9 protein-coding genes are annotated in these 10111 nt (G+C 37.2%); 4 read left to right on the top strand and 5 right to left on the bottom strand.

The features are described from left to right. Positions 1–1225: Coenzyme F420 hydrogenase/dehydrogenase, beta subunit C-terminal domain (locus ACTB1O_RS04925; protein WP_462994027.1), on the top strand; the 1225-nt coding region annotated here is incomplete at its 5' end. Between the two features lie 191 nt (positions 1226–1416). Here ACTB1O_RS04925 and ACTB1O_RS04920 read toward each other — a convergent pair. The 3 genes from ACTB1O_RS04920 to ACTB1O_RS04910 all read right to left on the bottom strand — a co-directional run bounded on the left by ACTB1O_RS04920 (position 1417) and on the right by ACTB1O_RS04910 (position 3462). Beyond that, positions 1417–1944, bottom strand: a complete 528-nt coding sequence (locus ACTB1O_RS04920) for an FKBP-type peptidyl-prolyl cis-trans isomerase (RefSeq protein ID WP_462994026.1) — start codon at positions 1942–1944, stop codon at positions 1417–1419. A 90-nt stretch (positions 1945–2034) separates the two neighbouring features. Next, positions 2035–2541, bottom strand: a complete 507-nt coding sequence (locus tag ACTB1O_RS04915; RefSeq protein ID WP_462994025.1) for an OB-fold nucleic acid binding domain-containing protein — start codon at positions 2539–2541, stop codon at positions 2035–2037. A gap of 51 nt (positions 2542–2592) precedes the next feature. Then, entirely contained in the window at positions 2593–3462 is an 870-nt protein-coding gene (locus ACTB1O_RS04910) for a formate/nitrite transporter family protein (protein WP_462994024.1), read from the bottom strand. Positions 3463–3853: 391 nt separating this feature from the next. Between ACTB1O_RS04910 and ACTB1O_RS04905 the strand changes: the two genes are divergently transcribed. From ACTB1O_RS04905 to ACTB1O_RS04895, 3 genes are all read left to right on the top strand, one after another. Further along, entirely contained in the window at positions 3854–5641 is a 1788-nt protein-coding gene (locus ACTB1O_RS04905) for a chloride channel protein (RefSeq protein ID WP_462994023.1), read from the top strand. A gap of 98 nt (positions 5642–5739) precedes the next feature. Continuing rightward, positions 5740–6198: an FKBP-type peptidyl-prolyl cis-trans isomerase gene (locus tag ACTB1O_RS04900; protein WP_462994022.1), complete on the top strand. Its 459-nt coding sequence runs from the start codon at positions 5740–5742 to the stop codon at positions 6196–6198. 11 nt (positions 6199–6209) lie between these two features. Beyond that, on the top strand, positions 6210–6851 hold the full coding sequence (locus ACTB1O_RS04895; protein WP_462994021.1) for a DUF5591 domain-containing protein: 642 nt from the start codon (positions 6210–6212) through the stop codon (positions 6849–6851). On the opposite strand, the gene uvrB is transcribed toward ACTB1O_RS04895, so the two are convergent. Both uvrB and uvrC read right to left on the bottom strand, forming a co-directional pair. Continuing rightward, positions 6852–8792 (bottom strand): excinuclease ABC subunit UvrB, encoded by a 1941-nt coding sequence (gene uvrB / locus ACTB1O_RS04890; RefSeq protein WP_462994020.1) that lies wholly within the window; start codon positions 8790–8792, stop codon positions 6852–6854. It abuts the gene before it with no gap. A 2-nt stretch (positions 8793–8794) separates the two neighbouring features. Continuing rightward, positions 8795–10111 (bottom strand): excinuclease ABC subunit UvrC (gene uvrC / locus ACTB1O_RS04885; RefSeq protein ID WP_462994019.1); only part of this gene is annotated, 1317 nt, incomplete at its 5' end.

The raw sequence follows: 10111 nt of genomic DNA, 5'->3' as shown, positions 1-10111 counted from the left end.
AGATATGCTCTGGGCATGGGCAAAAGATGAAGGGGCACTCGCAAGAGGAGAATGTGGTGGAGCAGTTACATCACTTCTCAAGTATGCACTTGAAAGCGGTACAGTAGATGCGGTTTTGGCAGTCAAAAAAGGTGTTGACCTTTATGATGCCCAGCCTGTTCTTATAACAGATCCTGAGCAGATTGCAGAATGTGCAGGTTCACTCCACTGCGGTACGCTTCTGATGCCAAAGCTCATTAAAAAGTACTTTAATGGTGCAAAAGATATGAAGATTGCAGTCACAATGAAAGGCTGTGACGCAAAGGCAATGTATGAACTTGCAAAGAGACAGCAGATAAACCTTGACAATATCATCTCAATCGGTCTTAACTGCGGTGGTTCAGTAAGTCCTATTGATGCCCGCATTATGATTCAGGAGAAGTTTGGTCTTAATCCTGATGATATTGTAAAAGAAGAGATTGACAAAGGTCAGTTTATTGTTGTCACAAAAGACGGTGAGCACAAGGGTATAAAGATCGACGATCTTGAAGAGGAAGGATATGGACGCCGCCTTAACTGTCAGCGCTGTAAAACAAAAGTCCCCCGTCAGTGTGATCTTGCATGTGGTAACTGGGGAGTTATTGGTGACAAGTCAGGAAAAGCAACATTTGTTGAAGTATGTTCAGATAAGGGTGCAGACTTAGTCACAAAGGCAACCGGAAAGACAATTGAGACAGGAGAACCTGTAGGACCTGCATTAGGTATCCGTGGCAAGATTGAGGGTGCAATGTTCAAGCTCGGTGACAGGTGCCGCAATGAACAGTTCGAAAAGCTTGGAGAGGGCAAAGAACGCTTAAACTTCATTATGGATCAGACATCACGCTGTATCAAATGCTATCAGTGTATTGAAAACTGTCCAATCTGTTACTGTGTTGAATGCTCAACAAAGAAACCATACCTTGTAGAACCGGGAGTTGTAACACCTCCGTTCATGTTCCACCTGATCCGTTATTCACACATTGCAGATTCATGTGTAAACTGTGGTCAGTGTCAGGAACTCTGTGCAATGGATATTCCAAATGCACTCTATATGCATGCACTCCAGCTTGAAATGCAGGACATGTTTGGATATGAACCTGGTGTCAATCTTGACCTTCCGCTTCTCTCACTTGTTGAGGAACCAACAGAACGTAAGCGTTTAAATGACACAGGTGACGATCAGATCTTTAACATCTTCACAGAATAAAAAACTTTTTTTGCAACACCCATTTTTTAATTTTTTTATGCTTTATCAAAAATGCTTTCAAAATATATTTTGATAGTTATTAGATAGAGGAGAAATCGTTTTTTTTCTTAATATAAATTATAAAAGAAACAGATGCTGCTTTACTAAATTAATAATAAAAAATAAGTTGAATTTCCGGTTTATTAAAAAAATTATTGAGTTCTTTCTATTCTTTCAAGTGTAATTTCAAATGTCAGATTTTTTCCTGCAAGATGGTGGTTTGCATCTATAATAACTTCGGAATCTGTTACATTCAGTATAATTACCTGTATTACATTTCCATCCATTCCGCTTAGATATTCAGTATTCCCCGGAATAATTGTATAACCTTCAGGAAAAATACTGCGATTGACTGGAAATACATATTCCTCATTGTATTTTCCATATGCCTCATCAGGGTTAAGGTAAATTGTTTTTGTTTCACCCTCATTCATGGTTAAAATTGCGTTCTCAAATCCGGTTATCATTTTATTGTTTCCAAGAATAAATGTCAGAGGAGTATCAGTTCCTTTTAATTTTTCATCAAATATGGTGCCGTCATCGAGTGTTCCTTTGTAGTATACCGATACTGTGTCGCCGTTATTTGCATAACAATCTTCTTTTTGGGTACAGCCTGATGCAGTAATCAGGATAAAAATTAATGCAAGGCTGATTATAAATCCAATATTGATTTTTGCCATAATTTAGGTCTCCTTTGATAAAAGATCATATTAATAATGCAATAAATGTTTGCAATAGGTTTTATTGGTGTTTTCTGAAGATAAGAGATATCATTCAGTCTTTTTTCTTATTGATACGGCATTTATAGTTGGCTGACCTGTCGCAATATATTTCTTAATAACCTGTCCAAAAACAACAACTTCGTCATCTTTTTTAATCTTCTCCAAAGGATTTGTAAACATTTTGACTGATATTGAACCGGTTTTGTCTCTTATCATATATCCCGGCCTGTTAAAAAAACGGGATTTGATTTTGGTTACTGTTCCCTCTATTCTTATAATCTGGCCTGTCAACTTTGGATTAATAGCACCAATGCTGGTAAAACCCGCTTCTTTTTCATATAGGGGCACAAGTTTTAGATATTCGGTCTGGTTCATGTAATTTAAGCCAAGGGGGATAAGTAAAAGCATTATCAGAACGGGTACAGCCCATAAAACCTGGCTAAAATCCTGGTCTGAATAGATGTATACAAGAAAAAGAATTACAAGAAAAATCCATGTCAGTAATGTAAAGATGGATATTTGAATATTTTTTCCATTTTTTCCATTTATTCTCAAATTAAAAACTCCGGATGGTAAAATCAAATAAAAAATGAGTTTAATTTTAATTTAAATGGCCTCAATTTCTTTTTTAAAGGCTATCCAGTAAAGGACTCCGACGAACAGAAGACCTCCGACAATGTTTCCTATTGTAACAACAATCAGATCATTAGTCCACATTGAGACCCAGTTGAGATTTGCCAGATTGTCGACTCCGAATGAGGCTGCCTGATCACCTGTAAGATATGGCATTGTAAAAAGACCTGCCGGGATGAAATACATATTTGCAACACAGTGCTCAAATCCCAGTGCTACAAAAGCCATAATTGGTAACCAGATTCCAACTATTTTTCCTATAGCGTCATCTGCACAGATTCCAAGCAGTATTGCAAGATTCACAAGCCAGTTACAACATAAGGCCTTAAGAAATAATGACCAGGTTGCAGCTATTCCAACATAACTTACTTTTCCTAACGCAATACCTACTGCAGAAATTCCAAATATTGTCGCAGTACCTGTCCCGTCAGCAGACCAGGAAGTCAAAGGTCCGTATGCCATCATATAGGCAAAAACAACAGATCCTATTAGATTTCCTATATATACCCATAGCCATAGATTTAGAACTGACTTCCAGCTTGTTTTGTGAATGAATGCTGCCATTGGGGCAAACATTGCGTCACCAGTGAATAGTTCCGCTCCAGTAAGAACTATTATCACAAGTCCGACAGGAAATACTGCTCCAAGAACAAATTTGGCGAGACCATCACCCAGATGCTCTGCAACTCCTGTAAAGCAGATTGTTGCAAGTGCAGCGCCCATTGCTATATATGCCCCGGCCATAAACCCGCGGAGAAGCATATTCCAGACTGGCAGAGAGACTTTATATTGTCCTGCATCTCCTGTTTTTGAAATTACTGTTGCAGGTGAATGAAAAACCATTTTTCTAATAACCTCATGAGATGTTTTGAGTATTGAATACAAAATACATGTTCAAGATATTGTTGACCTCTATACTTTTTTTAACCAGATTATTCTGTTAACACAATTTCGTCAATTAAAATACTTATCAAATATCTTATAACACTTTCCAAAAAGGATTGATGGATATACAATTTCGATGACTGCCATTAACTATTGCTTTTTTGGATTAGACCCTGAAATTTATCGGGATATAAAAAAAATATAAAGATAAACAATTAAAAAGCGTGTGATTTGATTAAAGCTAAAAACTTTGATAAGCAATATTTATTTTTTGAAGTCACCTTTTTTCTTTAGACAAATAATATATCTAATTAATGTAGAGAACAAAACTATTGTCCAGCTGATGCCAATGATGGAAAATTCCTCTTCTTTTAGGAAGATAATGCTTATAGGAATTGTAGTTGGCATAATTTCAGGAATCGGTGCACTTCTTTTCTTTTGGGGCCTTAAATTTGGAACACATTTCGTGATGGAAAATTTAATCGGGTATCATATGCCTGTCGAAGGTCTGTCTATAGAAGGTATATCCGGATGGACTCCTCCTGTTTTTATATGGCTTATTCTTCCGGTAATTTGTGGTGGAGCTTTTCTTTCAGGACTTCTGGTCTATAAATTTGCACCTGAAGCCGAAGGACACGGAACTGATGCTGCTATAAAGGCATTTCACGGTGATGCCAAAATACGCTGGAGAGTTCCTGTTGTTAAGGCACTGGCTTCCATACTTACCATATCGACCGGAGGAAGTGCAGGCAGAGAAGGTCCGACTGCACAGATTTCAGCAGGTTTTGGTTCAATAGCAGCAGATGCCCTAAAACTTTCTCCACGTGAAAGAAGAATTGCACTTGCTACAGGAATTGGTGCAGGAATTGGGACAATATTTAAGGCGCCACTGGGTGGTGCAATACTTGCTGCAGAGATCCTTTATACCCGTGACTTCGAGTCTGAAGCTATAATGCCAGCATTTCTGGCATCAATAATTGGATATTCAATATTTGGTTTTTTTGAAGGTTATGATCCTGTATTCGGAACCGCGAATATCCATTGGGAAATATCTCAAATACCTCTGTTTCTAATTCTGGGATTAATATGTGCGTTAATGGGGCTTTTGTATATTCAGTTTTTCTATGGCACAAAAAATAAATTCAATTCCTTTTTTGAGAAACACAAAATTCCAAAATATCTAAAGCCCGTGACAGGAGCATTTTTTATTGGCATATTTGTAATAATTTTAGCTCATATCTCGCCAGATACTATGATTACGGCGCTTGCAAGTCTTGGTACCGGATACGGTTTTATACAGCTTGCAATTTATAATATGCTTCCCTTAAGTGTTTTGATTCTTCTGCCTTTCACAAAAATTTTTACAACCTCATTTACTATCGGTTCAGGAGGTAGTGGTGGTGTTTTTGCTCCGGGACTTGCAATAGGCGGCGCTGCCGGCGGAGCGTTTGGCATGTCTTTGCATTTTCTGATACCTCAGATTGTGCCGCTGGCATCTGTTCCTGCATTTGTAATTGTGGGTATGATAGCTCTTTTTGGCAGTATTGCAAATGCACCGATTGCAGTTATGATAATGGTTGTTGAAATGACAAGTGACTTTTCACTTTTAGTACCTGCAATGGGTGCAGTTGCTGTTTCAAATGTTCTTACAGGAGAGAAGACAATCTTTAAGGAACAATATAGAACAAAGGCACAGTCGCCTGCACACAGAGGTGAATATCAGATTGAGATTCTGGAGGATATAACTGCGGAGAGTGCTATGAAAAAAAGGGGCGATCTTATCTGTTTTTCACCTGATGATTCATGGACAGATATGATAAGCATAATGAATAATACACAGCATACAGGATTTCCTGTTGTTGAAAACGGAAAACTTGCAGGCATTGTTACGCACAGGGATATTATGCCTGAGAATAAGGAATTAACTACAATAAAAGATGTGATGAAAACGCCTGTATATACAATATTTTCTGATTCCAATCTTGAAACAGCACTAACAATTATGATGGAAAAAAATATACACCATCTTCCTGTTGTTGACAGGGATGATCCTGAAATACTTCTTGGATTTGTCACATCAACTGATATTATGCGTTCTTATACCCGAAAAATGAATGATATATCAAAATCCGAATAATTTAATTCAATAAAGATTTTTTCTTTTTTTTATTGCATTTTTTGATTCAGATAATAATTTATACACGTATTTGTTTTATGCTATCTGAGACAATTAATATGGCGGAGGTTATTCTTATGGGCGGTGCAAAAACCGGAGATCTTCTTTTGGTACATTTTACAAGCAAAACTGATGACAACACTGTATTTGAAACATCAAAAGATAGTGAACCTTCAGAGATAAATCTTGGTGAAGGAAAGATCAATCCGGTGTTTGAGGAAGCCCTTTTGGGCATGAATCCGGGTGAGCAAAAAGATGTCTATCTTCTGGCCGAAGATGCATATGGTGAACACAAAAAGCGACTTGTATTCAAGATGAGAAAATCGATTCTCAATCTTAAATATGATCCTGTTCCTGGTGATTTTGTAACGATCACGCTTCCTACAGGTCATAGTTCATTTGTAAAGGTACTGGAAATTACAAAAAAATCTATAAAGGTGGATGCCAATCATCCGATGGCAGGAAAAGATCTTAAATATGAGATCGAGCTTGTTGATATTATCTCCCGGAATGATTAGGAAATACAAATATGCAAAATAAAAGAGATAATCCACAAAAAAGCAAAGAATTTGTTGTGGATCGCAAAGGCGAGAGGATAGAGATATATGATCCCCCTTTCTACAGAACGGAATTTGAAGATGCTTACAGGTTTATAATTGATGAATATGAAATTGAAAAAAAAGAGATTGCGATATTCATACCCTGTGCACTTAGAAAACCATATAGTCAGAGTCCAAGCCACAAACTCTTCCATAAAATAATAAAAGGCAATCTTACAGATGACAGGTATCATGTTTTGGTATTTGGTACATGCGGGACTGTTCCCTGTGAACTTGAGTTAATGTACCCATATTCAAATTATCATTATATGCTTGGTAAATGTAAAAACGAACGGGAAAGAGGAGATTTTCATAAGATAGAAGTTTACAGATTAAAAGGCTTTTTGGAAAAGACAAAAAATACCTATTCAAAAAGAATTGCTTACTGTATTGGCCCTTTCAGAAAGGCACTTGTTGAGGCCTGTGAAAAAACCGGTACAGATATGATTCTTCTTCCAACAGATCCTATGATTGAAAAGATGTATGATATTGACTGCCCTTTCCCGGAGGGGAGTCTTTCGATGCAGGAATATATTGATGAATTTAAAAGAGGCCTTTTAGCTCTAAAATAATCACAGATTGTTTTCGGTTCTTATTTTTTTAATCCTGTCCCTTAGCATGATTGCCCTTTCAAAATCAAGGGAGTCTGCTGCCATCTGCATTTCGGATTCAAGTCCGATAAGAAGATTAGGAATTTCACTTTTTGGAATATGCTTCGTATCTGTGAGTTCAACTTCTTTTTCACGTATTGGTTTTATAATGGTTTTTGGAGAGATTCCATGTTTATTGTTATATTCAATCTGCATCTGACGGCGCCTTTTTGTCTCCCCGATTGCAACTTTCATGGATTCTGTCATCCTGTCTCCATAGAGAACTACATATGAATCTGAATTTCTCGCAGCACGACCGATTATCTGTATCAGGCTTTTGGCATCACGTAAAAATCCTTCCTTGTCTGCATCCAGAATGCCGATAAAACCAATTTCAGGAATGTCCAGACCTTCTCTTAAAAGATTTATGCCGACAAGAACATCAAATCTGCCCAGGCGAAGCTGTCTTATAATCTCTGTTCTTTCTATAGTGTTGATGTCTGAATGAAGATATCTTGTCTTAATTCCTTTTTCCGAGAGGAATTCAGTGAGTTCCTCAGCCAGCCTTTTGGTGAGGGTCGTTATCAGAATCCTGTTTCCTTTTTGAATTGTTTTTCCGATCTCTTTTAAGGCGTCATCCATCTGGCCTTTTACAGGCCTTACGTACACTTCAGGGTCAATAAGACCTGTTGGCCTTATTATCTGTTCAACAACTTTTTCTGAGTGTTCGGATTCATAAACACCTGGCGTTGCAGATACAAAGATTACATTGTGCATATATCTTTCAAATTCAGAAAAAATTAAGGGACGGTTGTCAAAAGCTGAAGGGAGTCTGAATCCATAATTTACAAGAGATTCTTTCCGTGATCTGTCACCATTGTACATACCTCTGACCTGTGGAAGAGTCTGGTGACTTTCATCAATTACCATAAGGAAATCATCAGGAAAATAATCCAGCAGACAGAATGGTTTTTCTCCTTTTTTTCTGTGATCAAAAAAGCGGGAATAATTCTCAATTCCTTTGCAAAAACCTGTCTCTTCTATCATTTCAAGATCATAAAGAGTTCTCTGCCGGAGTCTGTGAGCCTCAAATGGTCCGAGTTCTTTCAATCTTTCGTTAAGTTCGTTTTTTATTTCCGCTACTGCACCGGATTTTACTTCTTCAGGAATTACATAATGCCTTGCAGGATATATAAAAAAGTAGTCCAGAGATTCAATTTTTTTTCCTGTTATTTTATTAATCTCTGATATTCTTTCGATTTCATCACCGAACATCTCAATCCTGATAATATTGTTAAAATAACCGGGAATCAGGTCGATTGTATCTCCTTTTACCCTGAATCTTCCCGGCATAAGTTCAGTGTCATTTCTCTCAAAGAGGATTTCAACCAGATGCCTTAAGATACCGGTTCGTTTTATTTTGTCACCTATGTTAATTTCAAAACCCAGATTTTCAAAGTTTTCAGGATTTCCAAGTCCATATATCGCAGAGACAGAGGCAACGACAATTACATCTTTTCTGGATAGTAGTGACGCTGTTGCAGACAGGCGCATCTGTTCTATTTTTGGATTAATCTGGGCATCTTTTTCAATATATTGATCTTTTTGTGGAATGTATGATTCCGGCTGATAGTAATCATAGTATGATACGAAATATTCAACCCTGTTATCTGGGAAAAAATCTTTTAATTCATTGTAAAGCTGGGCTGCGAGAGTTTTATTGTGTGCAAGAACAAGCGTTGGTTTTTGAATATTTTCCAGAACATTTGCCACTGTGAAAGTCTTTCCGGAACCGGTAACGCCAAGAAGGGTCTGACATTTAATTCCCTCATTTATTCCTTCAACAAGTTTTGATATTGCATCCGGCTGTGAGCCTTTTGGATTAAAATCGCTTGTCAGCTTAAATTTTACATCCTTTCGCATTTTTAGTTCCCTTTGATCTCTTTTGTCCTTAAAAGGCGGTTATAGTTTATTGCAAAGCGATGCGCCTCATCTCTTATTTCCTGAATGAATAAAGATGCTTTATCATTCTTTTTTATGGGCAGCGGATACGAAAAGCCCGGTACAAATATTTCCTCTTCTCTTTTTGCAATGGAAATGACCGGAATTTTAACACCGATTTCATCAAGTGCATTATTTGCCGCCGAGAGTTGTCCTTTTCCTCCGTCGATTATTACAAGATCCGGATAATCCCCGTTTTCAGTTTTAATTCTTAAATAACGTCTCTTTACTACTTCCGCAATTGAAGCAAAATCATCGATTTTGTCAACAGTTTTTATTTTAAATCTTCTGTAATTACGTTTATCAGGTTTTCCATACCTGAAACTTACCATTGAACCAACCATAGATGTGCCTGAAAGATGCGAGATATCAAAACATTCTATAATATCAGGATTTTCAGGGAGATGCAGGCGTTTCTTAAGTTCTTTAACTTTTAATTCCCCGCCAAAAAAGACCGTTTCTACATTGTGGCGAACAAGATCAAGAAGGATTTTCTTGTCGCCTTTCTGAGGAATAGTGACTGTTACCTTTTTCCCTTTATGTTCTGAAAGAAACTGGGTTATTGCAGGATTTATCTTTACAGGAAGAATAACCTCGGAGGGAGGTTGGTTTTCTGAGTAATACTGCACTAAAAATTCTTCAAGAGCATCTTCTCCTGCATCAAATACAAATTCCTGTTTATCTGCAAGACATCCCCTGTAAACAGAAAAAACCATGAGATAGATAATTTCGTCTCTTAAAACAAAATTGATGACATCTTCATCAGTTATTTTTTTTCTGTTTATGTGTTGTCTTTCAGCCAGATGCCGGAGTGCTTCGGTCTGGTCACGAAGCATCATAGCTTTTTCAAAATCAAGATCCTTTGATCTCTCTTTCATTTCAGATTCCATGAAACTAATTATCTCTTTTGTGTTTCCACGAAGAACAGATGATGCGGATTTAATCTGTGAGCCGTAATCTTCTTCTGAAATATTTCCCCTGCAGGGTGCACTGCATGTTCCTATATGAGCCCGAAGACATGCTTTTTTAGTCATTCTTTTACATGATCGAAGTCTGAATGTTTTTTTTACAACAGATAAAACATAATCTCTTTCTTTGGCAGAGACAAACGGCCCAAAATATTCTCCTGTTCTGCCTTTTTTTCTTGCAATACTTATTGCAGGAAATTTATCGCCTGAAAGTCGTATATATGCATAATTTTTGGAATCTTTTAAATCAATATTATATTTTGGCTGATATCT

The organism is Methanomicrobium sp. (assembly GCF_055145805.1).
The sequence above is the reverse complement of the archived record's forward strand: the minus strand, read 5'-3'. Positions and strand labels throughout refer to the sequence as shown.

What these genes read in the sequence shown, in the direction of transcription:
- ACTB1O_RS04905 (WP_462994023.1), top strand. Translation starts at nt 3,854, where the DNA reads ATGATGGAAAATTCCTCTTCTTTTAGGAAGATAATGCTTATAGGAATT.
- ACTB1O_RS04895 (WP_462994021.1), top strand. Translation starts at nt 6,210, where the DNA reads ATGCAAAATAAAAGAGATAATCCACAAAAAAGCAAAGAATTTGTTGTG.
- ACTB1O_RS04900 (WP_462994022.1), top strand. Translation starts at nt 5,740, where the DNA reads ATGGCGGAGGTTATTCTTATGGGCGGTGCAAAAACCGGAGATCTTCTT.
- uvrB (WP_462994020.1), bottom strand. Translation starts at nt 8,792, where the DNA reads ATGCGAAAGGATGTAAAATTTAAGCTGACAAGCGATTTTAATCCAAAA.
- ACTB1O_RS04920 (WP_462994026.1), bottom strand. Translation starts at nt 1,944, where the DNA reads ATGGCAAAAATCAATATTGGATTTATAATCAGCCTTGCATTAATTTTT.
- ACTB1O_RS04910 (WP_462994024.1), bottom strand. Translation starts at nt 3,462, where the DNA reads ATGGTTTTTCATTCACCTGCAACAGTAATTTCAAAAACAGGAGATGCA.